General features: G+C 67.8%; 19 protein-coding genes and 1 riboswitch. Of the genes, 12 read left to right on the top strand and 7 right to left on the bottom strand.

The genetic code is table 11. The features are described from left to right. Positions 1-73 precede the first annotated feature (73 nt). Both MF609_RS07275 and MF609_RS07270 read left to right on the top strand, forming a co-directional pair. Complete coding sequence (locus MF609_RS07275) at positions 74-1,651, top strand: aldehyde dehydrogenase (NADP(+)) (RefSeq protein WP_242415656.1); 1,578 nt, start codon at positions 74-76, stop codon at positions 1,649-1,651. A gap of 114 nt (positions 1,652-1,765) precedes the next feature. Beyond that, entirely contained in the window at positions 1,766-1,909 is a 144-nt protein-coding gene (locus MF609_RS07270) for a hypothetical protein (RefSeq protein ID WP_242415655.1), read from the top strand. Between the two features lie 345 nt (positions 1,910-2,254). Here the strand turns inward: MF609_RS07270 and MF609_RS07265 are convergent, their stop codons facing one another. From MF609_RS07265 to ispH, 4 genes are read right to left on the bottom strand one after another with little or no spacing between them, the layout of a single operon-like run. Continuing rightward, a complete protein-coding gene (locus tag MF609_RS07265) occupies positions 2,255-2,920 on the bottom strand; it encodes a spermidine synthase family protein (RefSeq protein ID WP_242415654.1) in 666 nt (221 codons plus the stop codon). Beyond that, on the bottom strand, positions 2,917-3,384 hold the full coding sequence (rnhA, locus tag MF609_RS07260; RefSeq protein WP_242415653.1) for a ribonuclease HI: 468 nt from the start codon (positions 3,382-3,384) through the stop codon (positions 2,917-2,919). Before rnhA ends, MF609_RS07265 begins: the two co-directional genes overlap by 4 nt. Further along, on the bottom strand, positions 3,381-4,334 hold the full coding sequence (gene thrB / locus MF609_RS07255; RefSeq protein ID WP_242415652.1) for a homoserine kinase: 954 nt from the start codon (positions 4,332-4,334) through the stop codon (positions 3,381-3,383). The genes rnhA and thrB overlap by 4 nt, the downstream gene beginning before the upstream one ends. Continuing rightward, positions 4,334-5,287: a 4-hydroxy-3-methylbut-2-enyl diphosphate reductase gene (gene ispH / locus MF609_RS07250; RefSeq protein ID WP_242415651.1), complete on the bottom strand. Its 954-nt coding sequence runs from the start codon at positions 5,285-5,287 to the stop codon at positions 4,334-4,336. Before ispH ends, thrB begins: the two co-directional genes overlap by 1 nt. Before the next feature lie 160 nt (positions 5,288-5,447). Here ispH and MF609_RS07245 point away from each other — a divergent pair, with 160 nt between their 5' ends. The 6 genes from MF609_RS07245 (at position 5,448) to MF609_RS07220 (ending at position 12,288) form a co-directional block, all read left to right on the top strand. After that, positions 5,448-6,098: a hypothetical protein gene (locus tag MF609_RS07245; RefSeq protein WP_242415650.1), complete on the top strand. Its 651-nt coding sequence runs from the start codon at positions 5,448-5,450 to the stop codon at positions 6,096-6,098. Between the two features lie 333 nt (positions 6,099-6,431). Further along, positions 6,432-6,520, top strand: a riboswitch (glycine riboswitch). Positions 6,521-6,683: 163 nt separating this feature from the next. Beyond that, entirely contained in the window at positions 6,684-7,889 is a 1,206-nt protein-coding gene (gene gcvT / locus MF609_RS07240) for a glycine cleavage system aminomethyltransferase GcvT (RefSeq protein ID WP_242415649.1), read from the top strand. Positions 7,890-7,904: 15 nt separating this feature from the next. Then, on the top strand, positions 7,905-8,276 hold the full coding sequence (gene gcvH, locus MF609_RS07235; RefSeq protein WP_242415648.1) for a glycine cleavage system protein GcvH: 372 nt from the start codon (positions 7,905-7,907) through the stop codon (positions 8,274-8,276). 146 nt (positions 8,277-8,422) lie between these two features. Beyond that, a complete protein-coding gene (gcvPA, locus tag MF609_RS07230) occupies positions 8,423-9,781 on the top strand; it encodes an aminomethyl-transferring glycine dehydrogenase subunit GcvPA (protein WP_242415647.1) in 1,359 nt (452 codons plus the stop codon). After that, the gene (gene gcvPB / locus MF609_RS07225; protein WP_242415646.1) at positions 9,778-11,352 is read left to right on the top strand and encodes an aminomethyl-transferring glycine dehydrogenase subunit GcvPB; all 1,575 of its coding nucleotides are present in this window, start codon (positions 9,778-9,780) and stop codon (positions 11,350-11,352) included. Before gcvPA ends, gcvPB begins: the two co-directional genes overlap by 4 nt. Positions 11,353-11,436: 84 nt before the next feature. Beyond that, positions 11,437-12,288 carry a formate/nitrite transporter family protein gene (locus MF609_RS07220; protein ID WP_242415645.1) on the top strand — a complete coding sequence of 284 codons (852 nt, stop codon included), beginning with the start codon at positions 11,437-11,439 and terminating at the stop codon, positions 12,286-12,288. 2 nt (positions 12,289-12,290) lie between these two features. Here the strand turns inward: MF609_RS07220 and MF609_RS07215 are convergent, their stop codons facing one another. After that, positions 12,291-13,196 (bottom strand): DMT family transporter, encoded by a 906-nt coding sequence (locus MF609_RS07215; RefSeq protein ID WP_419723068.1) that lies wholly within the window; start codon positions 13,194-13,196, stop codon positions 12,291-12,293. Between the two features lie 462 nt (positions 13,197-13,658). Here MF609_RS07215 and MF609_RS07210 point away from each other — a divergent pair, with 462 nt between their 5' ends. Then, on the top strand, positions 13,659-15,191 hold the full coding sequence (locus MF609_RS07210) for an aminoacyl--tRNA ligase-related protein (protein ID WP_242415644.1): 1,533 nt from the start codon (positions 13,659-13,661) through the stop codon (positions 15,189-15,191). A 369-nt stretch (positions 15,192-15,560) separates the two neighbouring features. On the opposite strand, the gene MF609_RS07205 is transcribed toward MF609_RS07210, so the two are convergent. Continuing rightward, positions 15,561-16,019, bottom strand: coding sequence for a DUF3597 domain-containing protein (locus tag MF609_RS07205; RefSeq protein ID WP_242415643.1), 459 nt, complete (start codon positions 16,017-16,019; stop codon positions 15,561-15,563). Between the two features lie 106 nt (positions 16,020-16,125). Between MF609_RS07205 and MF609_RS07200 the strand changes: the two genes are divergently transcribed. From MF609_RS07200 to MF609_RS07190, 3 genes are all read left to right on the top strand, one after another. Continuing rightward, on the top strand, positions 16,126-18,360 hold the full coding sequence (locus MF609_RS07200) for a ribonuclease R family protein (protein ID WP_242415642.1): 2,235 nt from the start codon (positions 16,126-16,128) through the stop codon (positions 18,358-18,360). Further along, the gene (locus MF609_RS07195; RefSeq protein ID WP_242415641.1) at positions 18,357-19,883 is read left to right on the top strand and encodes a DUF389 domain-containing protein; all 1,527 of its coding nucleotides are present in this window, start codon (positions 18,357-18,359) and stop codon (positions 19,881-19,883) included. Before MF609_RS07200 ends, MF609_RS07195 begins: the two co-directional genes overlap by 4 nt. A 69-nt stretch (positions 19,884-19,952) precedes the next feature. Further along, positions 19,953-21,221: a methyl-accepting chemotaxis protein gene (locus MF609_RS07190; protein ID WP_242415640.1), complete on the top strand. Its 1,269-nt coding sequence runs from the start codon at positions 19,953-19,955 to the stop codon at positions 21,219-21,221. A 173-nt stretch (positions 21,222-21,394) separates the two neighbouring features. Here the strand turns inward: MF609_RS07190 and MF609_RS07185 are convergent, their stop codons facing one another. Next, positions 21,395-23,173: an ABC transporter transmembrane domain-containing protein gene (locus tag MF609_RS07185; RefSeq protein WP_242415639.1), complete on the bottom strand. Its 1,779-nt coding sequence runs from the start codon at positions 23,171-23,173 to the stop codon at positions 21,395-21,397. Positions 23,174-23,214: the final 41 nt, after the last annotated feature.

Genomic DNA, 23,214 nt, shown 5'->3' with positions numbered 1-23,214 from the left:
TTCGCGACACCCATTTACGTTAGCGCTATCAGTTCCTATCTGGGCGCCAACACTTTGCGCAAAGAGGATGCACATGACGATCACCGGCGAACTGTTCCTGGGTTCGAAGCGCGTCGCCCGCGACGACCTGTTCCAGGCCTATGACCCCGCGACCGGCGCGCTGTTCGGCGAAGGCTTCTCGAAGGGCACGAAGGAAGATGCCGAGGAAGCGTGCGCACGGGCGGCCGAGGCCTTTCCGATCTATGCCGCGCTGCCGCTCGAACGGCGTGCCGGCTTCCTCGACGCGATCGCCGAAGAGATCGAGGCGCTGGGCGATGCGCTGATCGAACGCGGTGCCCGTGAGACCGGCCTGCCGACCGCCCGCCTGACCGGCGAGCGCGGTCGCACCTGTGGCCAGCTGCGCCTGTTCGCGAAGGAAGTGCGCGACGGCGCGTGGCAGCAGCTGCGCATTGACCATGCCGACCCGGCGCGCGCTCCGGTGCCCAAGCCCGACCTGCGGCTGCGCACCATTCCGGTCGGCCCGGTGGTGGTGTTCGGCGCGTCGAACTTCCCGCTCGCCTTCTCGACCGCCGGTGGCGACACCGCATCGGCGCTGGCCGCCGGCTGCACCGTGATCGTGAAGGCGCATCAGGCGCATCCGGGTACCGCTGAACTGGTCGCATCGGCGATCATCAAGGCGGCGGAGAAGACCGGGATGCCCGACGGAGTGTTCTCGATGGTGTCGGGCGCTGGCCAGACGATCGGCACCGCGCTGGTCGCCGATCCGCGCGTGCAGGCAGTGGGCTTCACCGGCTCGCGCGCCGGCGGCACCGCGCTGATGAAGGTCGCGCAGGACCGTCCGCAGCCGATTCCGGTCTATGCCGAAATGTCGTCGATCAACCCGGTCGTGCTGATGCCGGAAGCGCTCAAGAACCGCGGCGAGGCGCTGGCCAAGGGCTATGTCGGGTCGCTCAGCATGGGGGCGGGCCAGTTCTGCACCAATCCGGGCCTCGTCCTTGCCATTGCCGGGCCGGAACTCGACGCGTTCCTCGACACGGCGGGCGAAGCGCTGGTCGGCACGCCGGCACAGGTCATGCTGACCGACGGCATCCACAAGGCCTATGAGGAAGGGCGCGCCAAGCTCGCTGCCAGCCCGGCGGTGACCGTCATCGGCGAAGGACAGGAACCCGAAGGCCCGACCCGCGGCCGCGCGGCGATCTTCGCCGTGTCGGGCAAGGACTTCCTCGCCGATCCCGCCCATGCACACGAAGTGTTCGGCATGACGTCGGTCGTGGTGAAGTGCGCCGATGCCGACGAACTGGCCGGGGTGCTGGGCAAGCTGGAAGGCCAGCTGACCGCGACGCTGCAGATCGACGAGGGCGATTACGAAGACGCGCGCAAGCTGATCCCGGTACTGGAGCGCACCGTCGGTCGCATCCTGTGCAACGGCTGGCCGACCGGCGTCGAAGTGGGCCATGCGATGGTCCATGGCGGGCCGTTCCCGGCGACGTCGGACGGGCGCACGACCTCGGTCGGCACGCTCGCCATCGACCGCTTCCTGCGGCCGGTGTCGTATCAGGACTTCCCCGAAGCACTGCTGCCCGACGCGCTGCGCGAAGGGAACCAGCAGGGTGCGCTGGCCCGGATCGACGGAGCGTGGACGCTCGGTTGATCGGCGTTCGACGCGATGCGGGCCTGAGGGAGCGGGCCGGCATCGCGTCGGACAAGGGAGACAAGGTGGCGGCGGGTCGTTGATCCGCCGCCGCTTTTCGTTTTGGATGCTGTGATGGACGACGACACGATCATCGATACCCCCGAAGGACCGAAGCGCTGGGGGGATTGGAAGAAGAAGAACCCGGTGCAGCTGCCGTCAAGGCGCACCAAGGGGAAGGACTTGCCGAACAAGGTGAAAATTCGGACGGATGAGTGATCTGAGCCACTTCCGTTCGTCCTGAGTAGCCGCTGAGCCTGTCGAAGCGGCGTATCGAAGGACGGTAGCAGGTGCTTCGTTACGGGCCTTCGACTTCGCTCAGTCGCTGCCCGGCACGGACGGGGGCGGCCTTTCCCCTATCCCCACCCACCCCGTTCGGTTCGAGCAGCTTCGAGCTCGTCGAGAAGCGTCCGTCGAGAACGGGTTGTTTGGGGCGGGCGGGTTCTCGACAGGCTCGAACGGAACGGCGGTAAGGTAGGTTCATCCGCCGCCGGTGCTACCCGTGCGGAACCCCGTTCTCGACAAGCTCGAACCAAACGGGAAGGGATAGGGGAGTGTTGCTCTCTACCGCCGCCCGGCAAGCCAGATCACATGGCGGGCGCCCTTGGTCCCCCGCGCCCGCACGACCTGTTCGTCGACCAGATAGCCGCAATCCTTCAGCCGCTTGGTGAACGCCGCATCGGCATAGGCCGACCAGATCGCCAGCACGCCCGCGGAGCGCAATGCGCGCTGCGTCACCTGTAGGCCGCGCGTCGAATAGAGCTTGTCGTTGCCGGCATGGGTCAATCCATCCGGCCCGTTGTCGACATCGAGCAGGATCGCATCCCAGCCGCCTTCCTCGATCGCCCAGGCGACGTCGCCGACAGCGATCCGCACGCGCGGATCGTCGAGGCAGCCGTCGAAGATATGCGCCAGCGGCCCGCGTGCCCATTCGACGATCTTGGGCACCAGTTCGGCGACCACCACCACGGCATCGGCCGGCAGGATCTTCAGCGCGCGGCGCAGGGTGAAGCCCATGCCCAGCCCGCCGATCAGGACGCGGGCGCCCTTGCACCCGGCCAGATGCGCGCAGCCGAGATCGGCCAGCGCCTCTTCCGATGCCGACATGCGGCTGCTCATCAACTCGTTGCGGTCGAGGACGATCATGAAATCGTCGCCGCGCTGGACGAGGCGCAGTTCGACATCGTCGCCGGGCACCTGCGCGGTGTCGATCAGGACGCGTGGGATCATTGGTGTGCCCCCGTCTGGTTCAGGGCTGCATCGCTGGCGAGCTTGTCGGCCCGCTCGTTATCGGGATGGCCGGCATGGCCCTTGACCCATTTCCATTCGATCCGGTGCGGCTTGGCGGCGGCGAGCAGCGCCTGCCACAGTTCGGCGTTCTTGACCGGCTGTTTCGCGGCGGTCTTCCAGCCATTCTTCTGCCAGCCCTTGATCCACTTGGTCAGGCCGTCCATCACATAGCGGCTGTCGGTCGACAGGATCACGCGGCACGGGCGCTTGAGGGCGTTCAGCCCCTCGATCGCGGCCATCAATTCCATGCGGTTGTTGGTCGTCTCGCGCTCGCCGCCGGACAATTCGCGTTCGCGGCCATCGGCGGCGCGCAGCACCGCACCCCAGCCGCCGCGCCCGGGATTGCCCTTGCACGCGCCGTCGGTCGCGATTTCCACGCGGGGGAGTTCAGGCGTTTCGGTCATGCGAAGGCGGTCGGGTTCGTGTCGTACCAGTCGAGCCGGCGGAGATAGGCGAGCGGGTCCTTCCGCGTCACCAGCGCATCGGCGGGCGTGTTGATCCAGTCCCACGCGCGGGTCAGCAGGAACCGGATGCACGCGCCCTTGGCCAGCAGCGGCAATGCCGCGACCTCCGCTTCGGACAGCATCGCCTGCGTTCGATAGCCGGCCAGCAGCGCCTGTCCGATCGCGGGGTCGAGCGGCGCACCGGTCGCATCGAAGCTCCACGCCGAATGGGTGATCGCGACATCATAGGCGACGATGTCGGTGCAGGCGAAATAGAAGTCGATCAGCCCGGTGACGGTGTTGCCCAGCATCAGGACGTTGTCTGGGAACAGATCGGCATGAATCGCGCCGGTCGGCAGATCGGCGGGCCATGCCGCTACGACCGCGTTCAGCGCACTGCCGACACGCGCGCGCAGGCCCGGCTGGATCGAATCGAGCTGGGGCGCACAGTCGGCATATAGCTTCGGCCATATCGCCACGCCCATCGAATTGGCGCGGGTCGGTGTGAAATCGGCCAGACTGCGATGGAGCGCGCCAAGCGCCGCGCCCGCCGCATGGGCCTGTTCGGCGGTCGGGTGGCTGACCGACACGCCCGACAGGAATTCGATCAGGCAGGCGGGACGGCCTTCCAGCGTCTGGATCACCTGTCCGTTGCGGTCGGGCAGCGCGCGCGGCACCGGGTTGCCGGCATCGGCCAGCGCATCGGTCATCGCGAAGAAGAAGGGCAGGTCGGCGAGGTCGACCCGCTTTTCATACAGCGTCAGGATGAAGCGGCCGGTGGTGGTATCGACCAGATAGTTGCTGTTCTCGACCCCCTCAGCAATTCCCTTGGCCGAGACCAGTTCGCCATGGTCATAGCCCGACAGGAAGCGCGCGAGCGCCTCCGCCGACACCTGCGTATAGACGGCCATCAGGCGGCTTCGAGACCGCGCGGCAGCTTGAACGCGATCGTCTCGCGCGTCATCTCGACCTCGCGCTCGGTCACGTCGAAGCGGGTGGCGATGCGGTCGACCAGTTCGCGCACCAGCACTTCCGGGGCGGAGGCACCGGCGGTGATGCCGAGCGTGCCGACGCCGTCCAGCCAGGCGAAGTCGAGATCGGCGGCGCGCTGGATCAGCTTGGCCGAGGTACCTTCACGCTCCGCCACCTCGACCAGCCGCACCGAATTGGACGAATTGGGCGCGCCGATCACCAGGACCAGGTCGCAGCTCTGCGCGATCGCCTTGACCGCGCTCTGTCGGTTCGACGTGGCGTAACAGATGTCGTCCGCCTTGGGCGCGACGATGGTCGGGAAACGGGCGATGGTCGCTTCCACGATGGCGCGGGTGTCGTCGACCGACAGGGTCGTCTGCGTCAGGAAGGCAAGGTTGTCGGGATCGGCCGGCGTCAGCTTCGCGACATCTTCGACCGTCTCGATCAGCGTCATCTGTCCCGCGGGCACCTGACCGAACGTCCCGATCACCTCCGGGTGGCCGGCATGGCCGACGAACAGGATGTGGCGGCCCGATGCGACCAGCCGCTCCGCCTGGCGATGCACCTTCGACACCAGCGGGCAGGTCGCGTCGAGATATTCGAGGCCGCGCTCGCTGGCCGCCGCCGGCACCGACTTGGGCACGCCGTGCGCCGAGAACACGACCGGCACGCCGTCGGGCACCTGGTCCAGTTCCTCGACGAAGATTGCGCCCTTGGCCCGAAGCGAATCGACCACGAACTTGTTGTGGACGATTTCGTGGCGGACATAGACCGGCGCGCCGTGTTTCTGGATCGCCAGCTCGACGATCTGGATCGCGCGGTCGACCCCGGCGCAAAAGCCGCGGGGGGCGGCGATGAGCAATTCGATGGCGGGGCGTTGGGTCTCGGTCATGGCCACCGCGCTTACAGCTTGTTGGGGAACACGCCAAGTGAAGCCGGTCGACGCGACCCCAAACACGCGATTGCTTGCACGCGCGAAAGCCGGTTCCTATGAAGCGTGGCTATTCAGGAGGCGCGGCATCGCCGCACCCGTGCATAAGGTACAGATTTCCGTGACCCTCCGCAAAACCGCCGCCGTCGCCACGATCGCCCTTGCTGCATTGTCGGGGTGCAAGCGCACCGGCGAGCTGGACGTGACGCAGGGCGTCGGCATTTCGGCAGTACGCTCGGCCTGCCCGGTGGCGGGCGTGCCGGCCGGAACCGGCGACATCACGCTGTTCGACCCCGCCGGCAGCACCGATGCGAAGGCGATCGACGTGGTGGCGACGCTGACCAACGTCCGCGCGAACTGCGTCGAGGGCAGCGATACGATCAACAGCACGATCAGCTTCGACGTGCAGGCGCGGCGCAACCGCACCGATGCGGCGCGCACCGTGACGTTGCCGTACTTCGTATCGGTCGTGCGCGGCGGAACGCAGGTCGTGTCGAAGCGAGTGGGACAGGTCACGCTGAACTTCGCGGCGGGTGAGGCGCGGGCCTCGGCGCAGGGGCAGGGCACGGCGGTCGTCGACCGCGCGGCGGCCACCCTGCCGCAGGAAACCCGCGACCAGATCAACCGCCGCCGCAAGCCCGGAGACCAGGACGCGGCGATCGATCCGCTGTCGGACCCGGCCGTGCGTCAGGCGGTGCTGGCGGCCACGTTCGAAGCGCTGGTCGGATTCCAGCTGACCGACGCGCAGCTGCGGTACAACGTCACGCGTTGAGGCGGGGCGGGCAGTCCTTTGGGTCATTCCCGCGAAGGCGGGAATCCATAGCCGCTGCCGTTTGAGCAAGAGTTACTGCCGTTGCGTGTATGGATTCCCGCCTTCGCGGGAATGACGAAGTGGGTTGGGATAGGCGCGCCTTTGTCATCCCGGCGAAGGCCGGGATCCACGGACAGGCGACGTCACGGCGCCATCGATACGGCCCGTATCCATGGATCCCGGCCTGCGCCGGGATGACGAGCGGGGGGCTTCCGTCCGCCGCCATCGCCGCTTTCCCGATTGACTAATTCCCACGCCCAAGCCAGAGCTTCGGCCATCACAGGCTTGCAGCCGACGCCACGCGCGGGAGAGTGCGGAGCAATCCGCCGCCGAAGGAGCAACCGCCCCGGAATCTCTCAGGCAACAGGGACCGCGCGAGGCAGTAAGATACTCTGGAAAGCGTCGCGGCCGAAATGGTCGGACCACCGAAGGGGTAAGCAGGTTCGCCTGCGAAAGCTCTCAGGTTCCGTGACAGAGGGGGCGATGGTCGTTGGGCGCGGTGCGTCCGTGCGACCGTCGTTGATCCCATCACGAAGGACGTGGCCCATGAGCGACATTGCCCCCGAACCCGCCCACGAACTGCGCGCCGACGGCACCGATCCGGTCGAGGAACTGCCGCCGGAGCTGCTGCCGCTCGACGCATGGCACCGGGCGAAGGGCGGGCGCATGGTCCCGTTCGCGGGCTACACGATGCCGGTCCAGTATGAAGGCATCATGGCCGAGCATCTGTGGACGCGTGAGAGCGCCGGGCTGTTCGACGTCAGCCATATGGGCCAGCTGCTGATCCACGGGCCGGACGCGACCGGCGCGCTGGAAGCGCTGTTGCCGGGTGACCTGCGCATCCTGAAGCCGACGAAGATCCGCTATTCGCTGCTGCTGGATGAACAGGGTGGCATCCTCGACGACCTGATGGTTACGCGGGTCGATGCCGCCGGCCCGGAAGTGCCGTTCCCTCTAAGTGAGGCAGCCGAAGGCGAAGACGCCTTCTACATGGTCGTAAACGGCGCGACGAAATATGACGATATCGGCCATCTGCGCGAGCATCTGGCCGACGAGATCACGCTCAACCATCTCGATGACCGCGCGCTGCTGGCGGTGCAGGGGCCGAAGGCGGTCGATGCGCTGGATCGCATCCTGCCGGGCGTCGCCGCGCTGACCTTCATGACCGCCGGCAGCTTCGACTGGAACGGCCATGCGCTGTGGGTCAGTCGCTCGGGCTATACCGGCGAGGACGGCTATGAAATCTCGCTGCCCGAGGACGCCGCCGCCGGTTTTGCCGATGCGATCTGTGCCGAACCGGAGGTGAAGCCGATCGGCCTGGGTGCGCGCGACTCGCTGCGCCTCGAAGCCGGTCTGCCGCTCTACGGCCATGACCTCAGCCCCGACACGACGCCGGTCGCCGCCGACCTGGGCTTCGCGCTGTCGAAGCGTCGCCGCGAGGAAGGGGGCTTCCCCGGTGCCGAGCGTATCCTGGCAGAGCGCGCCGCCGGTCCCGTGCTCAAGCGGATCGGCATGATTGTCGAAGGCCGTCAGCCGGTGCGCGAAGGTGCCGATGTCGTCGACGCGGACGGCAATGTCGTCGGCCACGTCACCTCGGGCGGGTTCGCGCCCAGCGTCCAGGCACCGATCGCCATGGCCTATTGCCCGCCGGCGCTGGCGGAAACCGGGTCGCTGACCCTGCGTCAGCGCGGCAAGCTGCATACGGCGCGGGTCGTGCCCATGCCGTTCGTCCCCCATCGTTACGTCCGTTAAGAGGGAGTTGCCCCGATGAGCCGTTTTTTCACGCAGGAACATGAGTGGATCGAAGTCGACGGTGAAGTCGCGACGGTCGGCATCACCGAATATGCCGCCGGGCAGCTGGGCGACATCGTGTTCGTCGACGTGCCCGCCGATGGCCGCGAACTGACCAAGGGCGACGACGCCGCCGTGGTCGAATCGGTCAAGGCCGCCTCCGACGTCTACACCCCGGCATCGGGCACCGTGATCGAGGGCAATGCCGCGTTGGCCGACAACCCCCAGCTGGTCAACGAAGACCCCGAAGGCGATGGCTGGTTCTTTAAGCTGACGCTGCGCGACGACAGCGAGCTGGGCGAGCTGATGGATGAAGAGAAATACGCCGCATACATCGCGCGGCTGTAAGGATCGCGCCTGACACCATCGTCGTCCCGGCGCAGGCCGGGACCCATGGATACGGGCCGTTCCGACGTTTCGATGCCGCCCGTGTCCATGGATTCCGGCCTTCGCCGGAATGACGGACGCAAAGGCGGTTCTGCAGTAGGACCATCATGCGCTATCTTCCCCTGACCCCGACCGACCGTGCGGACATGCTGTCCGTGATCGGTGCCGACAGCATCGACGACCTGTTCGTCGACGTCCCCCAATCCGCCCGGCTCGACGGGCCGGTGCCCGGCCTGCCCAACCATGCCAGCGAGCTGGCGGTCGAGCGGCATTTGTCGGCGCTGGCGGCGAAGAATGTCGCGGCGGGGTCGGTGCCGTTCTTCCTCGGCTGCGGCGCGTATCGCCACCATGTGCCGGCCAGCGTCGATCACCTGATCCAGCGCGGTGAGTATCTGACGGCCTACACGCCCTATCAGCCCGAAATCGCGCAGGGCACGCTGCAGATGCTGTTCGAATTCCAGAGCCAGGTCGCCCGGCTGCTGGGCTGCGACGTGGCGAATGCGTCGATGTACGACGGCTCGACCGCCTGCTGGGAAGCGGTGACCATGGCCCGCCGCGTGACGCGCAAGGCGAAGGCGGTGTTCTCGGGCGGCGTGCATCCGCACTACGTCTCGGTTGCGAAGACGATGGCGAAGTACACCGGCGACGTGCTGACGACGGCGCTGCCGGTGCTCGACGCCGCGACCGACGACGACGCGGTGATCGCCGGGATCGATGCCGATACGTCGTGCGTGGTCGTGCAATATCCCGACATTCTCGGCCGCATCCCCGACCTGCGCCGCATCGCCGATGCGGCCCATGCCGCCAAGGCGCTGCTGATCGCGGTCGTGACCGAACCGGTGGCGCTCGGCGCAATCGAGGCGCCGGGCAATCTGGGCGCGGACATCGTGGTCGGCGAGGGCCAGTCGCTCGGCGTCGGCCTGCAATTCGGCGGTCCCTATGTCGGGTTGTTCGCCTGCTCGGAAAAGCTGGTGCGGCAGATGCCGGGCCGCTTGTGCGGCGAGACGGTCGATGCCGAAGGCAAGCGCGGCTTCGTGCTGACGCTGTCGACCCGCGAACAGCATATCCGCCGCGAAAAGGCGACGTCGAACATCTGCACCAATTCGGGGCTGTGTGCGCTGGCCTTCTCGATCCACCTGACGCTGCTGGGCGAAAAGGGGCTGCGGCAGCTGGCGGAGGTCAACCACGCCAAGGCCTGCGCCGCCGCCGCCCGTCTGGCCCAGGTGCCCGGCGTCGAACTGGTCAACGATACGTTCTTCAACGAATTCACGCTGAGGCTGCCGACCGAAGCGCGGCCGGTGGTGCGTGAACTGGCGGATCGTGGCGTGTTGGCGGGCGTGTCGCTCGGCCGGCTCTATCCGGGCGAGGACGCACTGGCGAACGGACTGGTCGTGGCGGTCACCGAAACCGTGACCGAGGAAGATATCGAGGCGCTGGCAGCGGCGCTCACGGAGGTACTGGCATGAGCGTGAACCAGAGCGGCTGGCGTCCCGAAATGGGCGATACTTCGCAGGCGGCGCAGGCGACCTTCACCGGCAATCGCGCGCTGATGCTGGAAGAGGCGCTGATCTTCGAGATCGGATCGACCGAAACCACCGGTGTCGACATCGACGAAGCGCCCAAGGTCGCGTCGCGTCTGGGCGGCCATGCCCGCAAGGGCGCGATCGGCCTGCCCGGCCTGTCGGAACCGGAAGCGGTGCGCCACTATACCCGGTTGTCGCGGCAGAACTACGCCATCGATCTCGGGCTGTTCCCACTGGGCAGCTGCACGATGAAGCACAACCCGCGCCTCAACGAGCGGATGGCGCGCCTGCCGGGCTTTGCCGATCTCCATCCGCTGGGTCCGATCGACACGGTGCAGGGCGCGCTGGAGCTGATCCATCAGCTGGCGCACTGGCTGGTCACGCTGACCAACATGGATTCGGTCGCGATGTCGCCCAAGGCCGGCGCGCATGGCGAGCTGTGCGGCATCCTCGCGATCAAGGCGGCGCTGGAGAAGCGCGGCGAGGGCCATCGCAAGACGATCCTGGTCCCCGAATCGGCGCACGGCACCAACCCGGCGACGGCGGCATTCGCCGGCTTCACCGTGAAGGCAATTCCCGCCACCGCCGAAGGGCGCATCGATACGCAGGCGCTGAAGGACCGGCTGGGGCCCGATGTCGCGGGCGTGATGATTACCAACCCCAATACCTGCGGGCTGTTCGAGCGGGACCTCAAGGAAATCTCCGACGCGGTCCATGCGGCGGGCGGCTATGTCTATTGCGACGGCGCGAACTTCAACGCGATCGTCGGGCGGGTGCGGCCGGGCGATCTCGGCGTCGATGCGATGCACATCAACCTGCACAAGACCTTTTCGACCCCGCATGGCGGCGGCGGTCCGGGGTCGGGGCCGGTGGTGTTCTCCAAGGCGCTGACCCCCTTCGCCCCGCTGCCCTTCGTGGAACAGCAGGACGGCCGCTTCGTGCTGGTCGAGGAAGAGACGGCGGGCGAACATCATGCCGACAGCTTCGGCCGCATGGTCGCCTTCCATGGGCAGATGGGCATGTTCACCCGCGCGCTGAGCTATATCCTCAGCCACGGAGCGGACGGCCTGAAGCAGGTGGCAGAGGATGCCGTGCTGAACGCCAACTATGTGCTCCGCAGCCTCGACGACACGCTCGACGCGCCGTTCGGCAACAGCGGGCCGTGTATGCACGAGGCGCTGTTCAGCGATGCGAACCTCGCCGAGGGCTTCTCGACGCTGGACGTGGCCAAGGGGCTGATCGACGAGGGCTATCATCCGATGACGGTCTATTTCCCGCTGGTCGTTCACGGCGCGATGCTGGTCGAACCGACCGAAACCGAGAGCAAGGCCGCGCTCGACCAGTTCATCGGCGCGCTGAAGTCGGTCGGCGAACGCGCCAAGGCCGGGGATCAGGCGCTGAAGTCCGCGCCGCACTTCGCGCCGCGCCGCCGTCTCGACGAGACGCTGGCCGCGCGCAAGCCGGTGCTGGCGTGGAAGGACAGCGCCGCGCCGGTGCCCGAAGCCGCCGAGTAGGCACCGCCGCCCCGCCCGGTCGCCGGGCGGGGCGGGCAGGGGCGCGGCGGAACCGCGCCCGTTGCGGCGGGTTGAGATCGGCACATGTCCGAAACAAACGCCCCCGCCAGCGATCCGACCGACGAGGAAAGCAAGGTCGCGCTCGACCCCGAACAGGAGGAGGTCGTCGACGATCGCCGTGCCGCGTCGGCGCTGATCGTCCATGAAGTCGTCCGGCGGCAGGGCATCGAGGAGCTGGAACGCCCCGCCGCGTCGCTGATGTGGTCGGGCATTACCGCCGGCCTCGCCATCGGCCTGTCGCTGTTGGGCAAGGCGGTGATGGAAACGGCGGTGCCGAGCGGCGCGTGGACCCCACTGCTCCAGGCGCTGGGTTACGCCATCGGCTTCGTCGTCGTGATCCTCGGGCGGATGCAGCTTTTCACCGAAAGCACGCTGTCCGCCGTGCTACCGCTGGCGACCGAACCGAGTGCCAAGAATCTGGCGCGGACCCTCAGGCTATGGGCGATCGTGCTGGTCGCGAACCTGATCGGCACCTTTGCCTTTGCCGGTTTCGCGATGCTGGGCGGACTAGGCGTCGAACAGGCCAATGAACTGGTCGAGGTCAGCGGCGTGGTGCTGGAGCATCTCGGAATGCACGGGTTCCTGGCGGGCATACCCTCCGGCCTGTTGCTGGCGAGCGTGGTGTGGACCCTGCCGAGCGTCGAGGGGCAGAAGGTGACGCTCATCATCCTGTTGACCGGGTTGATCGATCTCGGCGGCTTCGCGCATGTCGTCGCCGGATCGGCGGAGATGTGGGTGCTGCTGCTGCACGGCGACATGGGTTTCGGACAGGCGGTGGCGTTCTTCTTTCCGGTGCTGCTCGGCAATATCGTCGGCGGCAGCGTGTTGTTCGCGTTGCTGGCCCATGCGCAGGTTCGGGGGGAGATCGAGGAGTAGGATCAGTCCTCCTCGACCATCGCGCGCACCTTTTGCCGGCCGAGGCGATGTTCGCGCCACACGATGAACAGGCCGCTGGCGATGATGATCGGCGCCCCGGCCCATGTCATCGGTGTCGGCAACACCCCGAACAACAGCCAGCCATAGACGGTCGCCCATAGCAGCCCCGAATAGTCCATCGGCACCACCACCGCGACCGGCGCGGCGCGCGAGGCGGCGGTCAGCGCGATCTGCCCCATGCCGCCGACCATGCCGATCGCGATCAGGTTCACCCAGGTCAGCCAGTCGTGCGCACGGATGTCGAAGGCATAGGCGGTTGCGATGAACGGCAAGGTGAGCGTCGAGAACCAGAAGACGGTCGTTCCCGCCGGTTCGTCGCGCAACTGGCGCAGCGCGATCGCGACCAGCGCGACGAACAGCGCCGCCATCAGCCCGACGAACGCACCGAACAGCGGGACGTGCGAACTGCCCGGCTGCGACACGACCAGCACGCCGACAAACCCCAGCAACACCGCGCCCCAGCGTTGCCAGCCGGTCGGCTCGCGCAGCACCAGCGCGCCGAGCAACGTCGCGAAGATCGGCACGGTGAACTGGAACGTCGTCGCCTCCGCCAACGGCAGCAACAGCACCGCGCCGAAGGTGAAGACCATGCCGACCAGCCCGATCATCGACCGGGTCAGATGCTTTTTGAACCGCGTGGTCCGCAGCGAGCGGAGGCCGGGGCCGGCGGCGACGAAGCCCAGTACGATCGGCAGCGCGCACAGCTGGCGGTAGAACATGGTTTCGGGCAGCGACGCGCCACGCGTCTCGGCCAGCTTCACCAGTGCCGACATGGTGGACAGGAAGAAGATCGCGAGCAGGCGAAGCGCCAACCCCCTGAGGATACGGTCGCCGGGCATGGGGGGCATCTAACGCGTGCGGCGCACCGGCGCTACCCCGCGCAATATTCGCGTGGGCACTGCGGCATCGGCATGACGCATTGCTAACCATTCGTGTCCGGACCAGCGGCGCCCACACCCGTCGCGCCCATGATCGACGCCGCTCCCCGCGCGTTTTCGCTTCGGCGGCGGTGTGCAGTATCGCAACGAAAGCGTCGATAAAACAACGCGGTAGGATTGGATCGCTGGAGCTTATCGATGCAGCATGACCCGCATTCCCACCGTCTTGATCGCGTCGAGACCGCGTCGATCGATCGGATGACATGGCCCCAGCGCCCGTTACGCCCTCGGCCACGGGCGACCATGTGGTACTGGCTGGCCATGGTAATCGTGCCGTGGGCGGCAATCATTGCCTATGCATGGCGCAGCGGATGATTCGCCCTGCGCATCCTTGGCTGGCGAACCGCCCCCTTTGCCGCTATCGCCGCACCCATGAAGCACGCTCTCAACGTCACGCGCGAACAGGATTTCGCCGCCTGGTATCAAGCCGTCATCACCGAGGCCGATCTGGCCGAGGAATCCGGGGTGCGCGGGTGCATGGTCATCCGCCCGTGGGGCTATGGCATCTGGGAACGTATCCAGCGCCTGCTCGACGACCGGATCAAGGCGACGGGGCACGAGAATTGCTATTTCCCGCTGTTCATTCCGCTCTCCTATTTCGAGAAGGAAGCCGAGCATGTCGACGGCTTCGCCAAGGAGATGGCGGTCGTCACCCACCACCGGCTGGTGGCGGACGGCAAGGGCGGGCTGACCCCCGACCCGGAAGCGAAGCTGGAGGAGCCGCTGGTCGTGCGCCCGACCAGCGAGACGGTGATCGGCACCGCCTTTTCGCGCTGGGTCCAGTCGTGGCGCGACCTGCCGGTGCTTATCAATCAGTGGGCGAACGTCGTCCGCTGGGAAATGCGCACCCGCATGTTCCTGCGCACCGCCGAATTCCTGTGGCAGGAAGGGCATACCGCCCATGCCACGGCGGAAGAGGCTCGCGAAGAGACGCTCAAGATGCTCGAAGTCTATCGCGAGTTCGCCGAAACCTGTCTCGGCCTGCATGTGATCGCGGGCGAGAAGCCGGAGAATGAACGCTTCCCCGGCGCGGTCGCGACCTACAGCATCGAAGCGATGATGCAGGACGGCAAGGCGCTGCAGGCGGGCACCTCGCACTTCCTCGGCACCAATTTCGCGCATGCGCAGAACATCCGCTTCCAGAATGCCGAGGGGCAGTTCGAACATGCCAACACGACCAGTTGGGGCGTGTCGACGCGGATGATCGGCGGGGTCATCATGGTGCATGGCGACGACGACGGCCTGCGCGTGCCGCCCGCGATCGCGCCGTGGCAGGTGGTGATCGTGCCGATGCTGCGCGACGCGCCGGAGGATGAGCCGCTGATCGCCTATTGCCGCGAATTGCAGGCTGCGCTCGCGAAGCAGTCGGCGCTGGGCGAACCGGTCCGCGCGCTGCTCGACCTCAAGCCGGCCAAGGCGGCGAACAAGCGCTGGGGCTGGGTCAAGAAGGGTGCTCCGATCATCATCGAGGTCGGCGGGCGCGACATGGCCGGCGGCAATGTCTCGGTCGTCCGCCGGGATCGACTGTACCGCGCCGACGGCAAGCTCGACAGCGCGATCGTCGCGAAGGACGATTTCACGGGGCAGGTCGGCGACATGCTTGCCGATGTTCAGGCGACGCTGCTGGCGCAGTCGACCGAGAAGCTGCGTGCCGCAATCGTGCCGGTCGACGACTGGGCCGGGGTGGAGGCGCATTTCGCATCGGGCGTCAAGAATCCCGGCTGGGTCGATGTCCGCTGGTCGAAGCCGACCGGCGACACGCTGGAGGCGGTCGTGCAGCGCTTGAAGGCGCTGAAGCTCACGATCCGCAACGCGCCGCTCGGTCAGACCGGTTGCGACGATGGGCCGTGCGTGTTCACCGGCGCGCCGGCGGTAGAGCGGGTGCTGATCGGGCGGGCGTATTGAGGCCTACCGCATAAGCAACGTCACCCCGGGCTTGATCCGAGGTCCCGCTTTCTGTCCGGCGGTTGGGAAGAAGCGGGACCCCGGGTCAAGCCCGGGGTGACGATAGGGGTTGGGCTGGTCGTTCTTCATCCCAATCGCGAGCCGTATCCCCGCGCAGGCGGGGATCCAGAGCCGCAAGCGGTACCGTGCTTGACATGGTCCCCCGCCTGCGCGGGGGTGCGCAGAGGGTCAGGCATCGGCTACGGCCCACGCCATACCCCGGCGAAGGCCGGGGTCCAGTTGGGGAAGGTGCGTGGCTGACAACGAACGGCCCGCAACTGGACCCCGGCTTCCGCCGGGGTACGGTGGATAGGGGACGTCCGGGCCGCCTCAATCCTTCAGCTTGCCCGGCACCTGACCGCCGGCCTTGCCCAGTTCCTGCAACACCGCGCGGTGCAGCCAGATGTTCATTTCGGCACTGCCGTCCTTTGCGCCGGTATAGCCAAGCTCGGTCGCCAGCTCCTTGCGGTTGTCGAGGCTGGAGTCCAGGTCGAGCAGCTTCATCAGGTCGACGATCGACGTGCGCCAGTTAAGCGGCGGATTGCCCTTTTGCTGGGCGATGCGCTCGATCGCGGTCATCGGGTCGACCGGCTGCGGTGCGGTGGGGGCCGCTGGTGCGGCAGGGGCCGCGGGGGCAGGTGCGGCGGGCGCAGGTGCGTGTTGCGCGGGGGCGGATGCTGGCGTCGGCTGCGGTGCGGGTGCGTCCTTCTTCTGGCCAAAGTAGTTGTCGCCGAACGGGCCGCCGTCCTTGCCGAAAATCTGTGTCTTGATGCGTTCGAAAATGCCCATGATCGTCTCCCTTGGGGTGTTCGACCGTTCCAACGGGCGGACGCCGGATCGGGTCCTTGGGCGTTTGCCATTGGTCTGATGGGCAGGGCGCTCTATGTCATGGCCGATGGTACGCACCAAAACGCCGCCCGGCCTGCCCACGCGTGAGCAGATTCTCGATTTCATCCAGTCGTCGGACACTCCGGCGGGGAAGCGCGAGATTGCCCGCGCCTTCGGCCTGTCGGCGCAGCAGAAGATCGCGCTGAAGGCGCTGCTGAAAGACATGGCCGATGAAGGGCTGATCGACAGCGCCCCCGGTCGTGCCTTTCACAAGATGGGCGGCCTGCCCAAGGTGACGGTGCTGCGCGTCGCCGATGTCGATGACGGCGGCAATGTCTGGGCGGTGCCCGAACGCTGGGAAGCGGACACGCCGCCGCCGAAAGTCCGGGTGCGCGAGCGCGGCCGGCGCAGCGCGCTGGGCATCGGCGACCGCATCCTCGCGCGGACGGAGGAGGCGGGGAGCGGCTGGGCCGCCTACCCGATGAAGAAGCTCGACCGCGCGGCCGAAGCGGTGCTGGGCGTGCTTCGCGCCGAGGGCGACAAGCTCTGGCTGCAGGGCGTCGACAAGAAGGAACGGCGCGAGGTGCCGGTGTCCGATGCCGGCGGTGCCGCGCCCGGCGACCTCGTGCTGGCGGCGATGGCCGGCCGCCCGCCGCGCATCACCGCGCGGGTGGTCGAACGGCTGGGCGATCCGTTCGAGGCGCGCAGCTTCTCGCTGATCGCGATCCACAAGCACGGCATTCCCGACGTGTTTCCTGAGGAGGTGCTGGCGGAGGCACGGAAGGTCGCAGGGTATCCGGTCAAGGATCGCGAGGACCTACGCCATCTGCCGATCGTCGCGATCGACCCGATCGACGCGCGCGACCATGACGATGCGGTCTGGGCGAAGGCCGACGATAGCGCCGACAACGATGGCGGCTGGCAGGCGATCGTCGCCATCGCCGACGTATCCTTCTATGTCCGCCCCGGCTCCGACCTCGACAAGTCGGCTCGGTCGCGCGGCAACAGCGTCTATTTCCCCGACCGGGTGGTGCCGATGCTGCCCGAAATCCTGTCGGCGGACGTGTGTTCGCTGAAGGCGGGGCAGGACCGGGCCGCGCTGGTCTGCCATTTGACCATCGCAAAGGACGGGACGCTCAAGGGATGGCGCTTCACCCGCGCGGTGATCCGCGTCGCGGCGAACATCGCCTATGAACATGCCCAAGCCGCGTTCGACGGCGTGGAGGCGGCCCCGGTGCCGGCCGAACTGGTCGAGAGCGCGCTGAAACCGCTCTGGGCCTGCTGGGCGGCCCTGGCCAAGGCGCGGGCGAAGCGTGAGCCGCTCGACCTCGACCTGCCAGAACGGCGCATCGTGCTGGACGACAAGGGTCGCATCCTGTCGGTCGCGCCGCGCGAACGGCTGGATTCGATGCGGCTGATCGAGGACTACATGATCGCTGCCAATGTCGCGGCGGCCAAGGCGCTGGAGGCGAAGAAGGCACCGGTCATGTACCGCGTCCACGAACCGCCGACGCGCGAGAAGCTGGTGGCGCTGAAGGACTATCTCGAAACCTTCGACGTGCCCTTCGCGCTGGGGCAGGTGGTCCGCCCGGCGACGTTCAACCACATCCTCGACCGCATCGGCGAGGCGGATTTCCGTCCGCAGGTGATGGAGCAGATCCTCCGCACCCAGACGCAGGCATTTTACGGCCCGCAGAACCATGGGCATTTCGGGCTGGGGCTGGGGAGCTATGCGCACTTTACTTCGCCGATTCGACGCTATGCCGACCTGATCGTCCATCGCTCGCTGGTGGGCAGCTATGTCCTGGGCGAAGGGGCGTTGCCGGCCGAGGATGCGGCGAACATGGAGCGGGTGGGCGAGGCGATCAGCGGCCTCGAACGCCGCGCGATGGAGGCGGAGCGCGAAACCGTCGACCGCTATGTCGCCGCCTATCTGGCCGAACATGTCGGCACGGTGATGGAGGCGCGGATCACCGGCGTCGCCAGCTTCGGCTTCTTCGCCACGGTCGAGGGGGTGGGCGGCGACGGCCTGGTGCCAGCACGCGACCTCGGCACCGAATATTTCCGCTTCGACGAAAGCTCGCAATCGCTGATCGGCGACCAGAGCGGCGAGACCTTCGCCGCCGGACAGCGGCTGCAACTGCGCCTGGCGGAGGCGAACCCGGTATCCGGCGCGCTGCGTTTCGAACTGCCCGATGGCAAGGGGTCTGCGGGAAGCGATCGGCGCAAGGGACCGCCGCCACGGGTGCTGAAGCGGCGCGGGCGCCCGGCCAATATCCGGCATAACGGGCGCAAGCGGTGAACGTCGCGGTGCAGGAGATGGCCCCACGCAGCAGGCGGGGGCGGTTTCGGCGCTGGTGGCGGATCAACGTCATCGGATCGGTCGACCATGACGCGGTGTTGCGGCAGGTGGCGGAGGAATCAGGCTGGTCGCCCCGCTACGGGCTGATGATCGTGCTGTCGATGGCGCTGTCGCTGCTGGGGCTGTTGATGCCGTCGGTCGCCGTGCTGATCGGCGCGATGCTCATTTCGCCGCTGATGATGCCGATCATCGGCCTCGGCTTCGGCATCGCGGTGCTCGACGTGCCCGACATCCGCAAATCGCTGATCGCGCTGGCGATCGGCGCGGGGCTGGCGGTCGGCCTGTCGGCGCTGCTGGTCGCGCTGTCGCCGATCCAGACGATCACGACCGAGATTGCGGGACGAACCCGCCCGACGCTGTTCGACCTGCTGGTCGCGTTCCTGTCGGCGATTGCGGGGGGCTATGCGCTGATCCGGGGGCGGGGGTCGACGGTGGTCGGCGTCGCCATCGCCATCGCGCTGATGCCGCCGCTCTGCGTGGTGGGCTTCGGCATCGCGACGCATAACGCGACGGTGGCAGGCGGGGCGCTGCTGCTGTTCTTTACCAACCTCATCACCATCGCGCTGACTGCGGCGGCAATGGCGCGCCTCTATGGTTTCGGCCGGCACCTGACGCCGCGCAATACGACATTTCAGATCGTGCTGTTCGTCGGGGCGATGCTGGCGCTGGCCGTCCCGCTGGGCGCGGCGCTGCGCCAGATCGCGTTCGAATCGGTGGCGCAGCGCCAGGTGCGTGGTGCGATCCTGTCGCGCTTTCCCGACGAGGCGCGTTTGAGTCAGCTCGAAATCACCTATGACCGCAACGCCATGCGCGTGCGCGCCGTGGTGCTGACCCCGAAGCTCGATGCGAAGGCGGACGGCGCGCTCGCCGCGGAACTGGGCGAGCGATTGGGACGGCGGCTGGACCTGCATGTCGACCAGATCCGCAGCTCGATGGACCAGCAGGCGACCGAGGCGGCGCAGATCGCCAAGGTCAACGAGCGCGCCGGCGCGACGTTCGGCCCGGTGCGCGAACGGATCATGGCGCAGGTCGCGCTGGTGACCGGCGCGGCGGTCGATGCGATGCAGGTCGACGACGCCAGCCGCAGCGTCCGCGCGACCGCTGCCGAGCTGCCGGGTCTCCCCCCGCGCGGCTATCGCGCGATCGAGGCCCGCGCCCGCGCCGCCGCTCCGGGATGGCAGGTCGATGTGGTGCCGCCGATCGCCGGCGATGCGCCGCCGCAGATCGCTTATGAAGCGGGCGTGGCCGATGCCCGCGCGCTGGACGATGCGGCGTGGCTGTCGGCCCGGCTGGGCCGTGGGATCGTGGTCGGTGGCGGGACCGCGACACAGCGTGCGGCGCTGGTCGAGGGGATCGGCGCGCGCGGTGGCCGGGCGGCTGCCGGGCCGGCAGCGGGGGCATTGGTATTGACCTGGGCACCGGTGGAGAGCGGACAGGCAGAGGTCGTTCCGGCAACAAAATGATCGTTGTCACGGGACTGTCACGCCCGGTTAGGTGCTGCTTTACCCTCCGAGCCTAACGCTTGGGCGGTAATGGCACCGCCTTCTCGCCTCGATCCGGCCGTGATGGCCGAGCATCTGACGATCCGTCATGACGCGACCCTGGTCGATGTCGTCGATCGATTTCGGCGTCATCACGACCTGCGGTTGCTGGCGGTGCTGGACGACCGGCGGCGGCCGGTGGGCCTGCTGCGTGAAGTCGATGTGCGCGAACTGCTGTTTAATCCGTTTGGCCACGCGCTGTTGCGCAACCCCAGCTTCGGGAGCGGCATGGCGCAGCTGATCCGGCCCGCCACCCTCGCCGACCATGATACGCCGTTGCCCGACCTGCTGGCGCTGCACGGCGACAATGGCGTGGTCCTGACGCAGCAGGGTGCCTTCTTCGCGCTGCTCGATCCGGTCCAGCTGTTGCGCATGGCGAGCCGGTGGCATGGCGACGAGTCGGCGCTGGCCCGCGCCCGGTCGCAGCGAGTCCATAGCGCCGCCAATGCATTCGAGGCAGGGATCAAGGCGCTGGCAGCCGATATCGGCACCGCTTGTACCGCGATCGGGCGGGTCGCCGCCGAGCTGGACCAGCGCGCGACCGCCACCCATGACAGCGCCGCATCGGTCGCCTCGGCAGCGCATCAGACCGCGGTCGGCATGGTCGACCTCGAACAGCGTGGTCGGGCGTTGGCGCTGTCGATCGAGCGCATCACCCGCGACGCGGGCGAGGCGCTACGCCTGCGCGAACAGGCCAGCGCGGCGGTCGAGCGCACCGGGACACAGGTCCAGTCGCTCTCCGAAGTTGCCACCACGATCGAAGCGATGCTGGCATTGATCCGCGGCCTTGCCAAACAGACTAATTTCCTGGCGCTGAACGCCGGGATAGAGGCGGCGCGCGCCGGGGCGGCGGGCACCGGCTTCGCGGTGGTCGCGGGCGAGGTGAAGTCGCTGGCGCGCCAGACCGAGACGGCGGCCGGCGATATCGCGCGGCGGGTGGATGCGGTGCATGCGCTGCTCGGCGATGTCGGGCACGGGCAGATGGCCGTGCAGAGTGCGATCGCCGCGATCGGTCAGATCACCACCACCATCGGCACCGCCGTCGCGGCCGAGCGCGATACTACGCAGGCGATCGCCGAACGGGTCGAGGAAGCCCGCGGCGCCGGCGCCGACATCGACGCCCGCGCTGGCGCCATCGCGACGGCGGCCGACAGTATCGGCGACCGGGCGGGGATGCTGGCGCGGCTGGTCGACGGGCTGTCTGGGCTCAGCCGCCAGTTGCAGGGTCGGGCGAGCGAGTTGGTATCGGCGGTGGCTTGAGGCGCGCGCTTCCCTATCGCCAACTCCCTGACCCCGTTCGCTTCGAGCGCACGTTCGAGCCTGTCGAGAACCGAAGTCGAGAAGGGGTTGCCCCAGGCGGGGAGTTCTCGACGGACGCTTCTCGACAAGCTCGAAGCTGCTCGAACCGAACGGGTTGCTGGTTGAAGTTTCCCTCAACCCCCTTCGTGAAACTGCAGGTTCGCCAGCCGCGCATACAGCCCGCCCTGCGCGATCAACTCCGCGTGACGCCCGCTTTCGACGATCCGCCCCTGCTCCATCACGATGATCCGCGATGCGGCGCGTACCGTCGCCAGGCGGTGGGCGATCACCAATGTCGTGCGGTTCGCCATCAGCCGGTCGAGCGCGTCCTGCACCAGCCGCTCGCTTTCCGCATCCAGCGCGGAGGTCGCTTCGTCGAGCAACAGGATCGGCGCGTCGCGCAGCAGCGCTCGGGCGATCGCCACCCGCTGCCGCTGCCCGCCCGACAGGCGCGCGCCGCCTTCGCCGAGATAGGTGTCGAGCCCCTCGGGTAGTTCGCGCAGGAACGCGCTGGCATTGGCAGCGTCGGCGGCGGCCCAGAGCTGCTCATCGCTCGCGTCCCAGCGACCATAGCGCAGATTGTCGCGGGCCGACGCGGCGAAGATCACCGTTTCCTGCGGCACCATCGCGATGCGCGCGCGCACCGCCGCCGGATCGGCGTCACGGACGTCGACGCCATCGACCGCGATCACGCCGGCTTCTGGGTCGTAGAAGCGCTGGATCAACTGGAACAGCGTCGACTTGCCCGCGCCGGACGGCCCCACCACCGCCACCGTTTCACCGGGCGTCACCGCCAGCGTGAAGTCGGACAGCGCCGCCACGTCCGGCCGGGTCGGATAGTGGAACGTGACCCCGTCGAAGGCTACCGCGCCCCGTGCCGGTTCGGGCAGTACGACCGGGCTGGCGGGTGCGGCGATGACCGGGCGCTGCGCCAGCAGGTCGGCGAGCCGCCCGGCGGCACCCGACGCGCGCAGCAGGTCGCCATAGACTTCGGTCAGCGCACCGAACGACCCCGTGACCAAAGCGGCAGTCAGCACGAAGGCGGTGATCGCCCCGCCGGTGGTCCGCCCCGCCGCCACGTCGCTGACCGCGTCCCACATGATGAGGGTGATCGCGGCGAACAACATGCCGATGACGAAGGCGGTCATGATCGCCCGCGTCGCGAACCGCTTCTTGGCGGTGGCGAAGCCGCGATCGACGGCGGCTTCGAACCGCTCACCCTCGCGCCGCTCCTGTCCGAACGCCTGGACAATCTTCATCGCGCCCAGCGTTTCCGACGCGACCGATCCGATATCGGCGATGCGATCCTGGCTGGAACGCGACAATTTGCGCACCCGCCCGCCCAGCCACATGATCGGGAACACGATGACGGGGATGCCGACGATCAGGTACAGCGTCAGCTTGGGCTGCAGGCTGAACAGGTAGATCACCCCGCCGACGCCCACCAGCAGGTTGCGCAGCGCGACCGACACGGTGGTGCTGACGATCCCTTCGACGATGGCGGTATCGGCGGTCAGGCGGGAGGCGATTTCCGACGGGCGGTTCTCCTCGAACCAGCCGGGCGACAGGGTCAGCAGGTTGCGATGCACCGCCATGCGCAGGTCGGCGACGGTCCGCTCCCCCAGCCATGACACGAAATAGAAACGTCCCGCCGTCGCGATCGCCAGTACGACGACGACCCCCAGCAGCCCCTCGAAATAGACGCCGATCTCGTTGACGCTCGCTCCTTCGGCAAAGCCGTTGTCGACCACCTTCTGAAAGGTGCGCGGAATCCACAGCGTCGCGATGGCGGCGGTGACGAGCGACAGCAGCGCGCCCGCCAGTTGCAGCTTGTAGCGAAAGGTGAAGCGCCAGATCAGCCGGAGCGCCGGCAGCATCTTCGCACGATCGGGGGCGGGGGGCGTGTCGGCCATGGTCCGCTGCCTAGCGCCAGTAGCGGGCAACCGCAAAGGGA

Source organism: Sphingomonas panni (genome assembly GCF_022664435.1).
Classification (GTDB): Bacteria; Pseudomonadota; Alphaproteobacteria; order Sphingomonadales; family Sphingomonadaceae; genus Sphingomonas; species Sphingomonas panni.
The sequence above is the reverse complement of the archived record's forward strand: the minus strand, read 5'-3'. Positions and strand labels throughout refer to the sequence as shown.